This is a genomic window from Anoxybacillus sp. CHMUD (assembly GCF_013096965.1).
GTDB lineage: Bacteria > Bacillota > Bacilli > Bacillales > Anoxybacillaceae > Anoxybacillus > Anoxybacillus kestanbolensis_A.
In genome coordinates this window covers 1-417 of sequence record NZ_SDLG01000088.1, presented here as the reverse complement: position 1 = coordinate 417, position 417 = coordinate 1, and the positions used below count along the sequence as shown (strand labels likewise).

Here is a 417-nt window from a genome sequence, read left to right as displayed (position 1 = left end):
CAGCTGACGGATACTAATCGATCGAGGACTTAACTAAACACATACGAAAAGCGCAGGCGACTGTCCAGCCACGAAGAACGCGAAAGGCCTGCGAGGAGGCTGTTGCCGCCACAGCAGGACTGAAGCGGTTCGAGGGGCTAGGAGCCGCAGCTAGACAAAAGAAAAGCGAAGAACGGTTCTTGACGTAGTCAAGAAAACATCCGACGGAGCCGAAAGCTTTTGACGAAGACGTGCACGTCGAACGGAAAAAGCGAAAGGCGTAGGAGGATGTTAGTTCGAAGCTAGACATCACGAAAAGCGAAGGCGACTGTTCTGTTATCTAGTTTTGAAGGAATACATATTGCTCGGTGACGATGGCGGAGAGGTCACACCCGTTCCCATCCCGAACACGGAAGTTAAGCTCTCCAGCGCCGATGG

Annotated in this window: 1 rRNA gene; it reads left to right on the top strand. The window is 52.5% G+C overall.

Annotated elements, in window-relative coordinates:
• Positions 1–343 precede the first annotated feature (343 nt).
• Positions 344–417, top strand: a 5S ribosomal RNA gene (rrf, locus tag ETB99_RS14730); the annotation flags it as partial.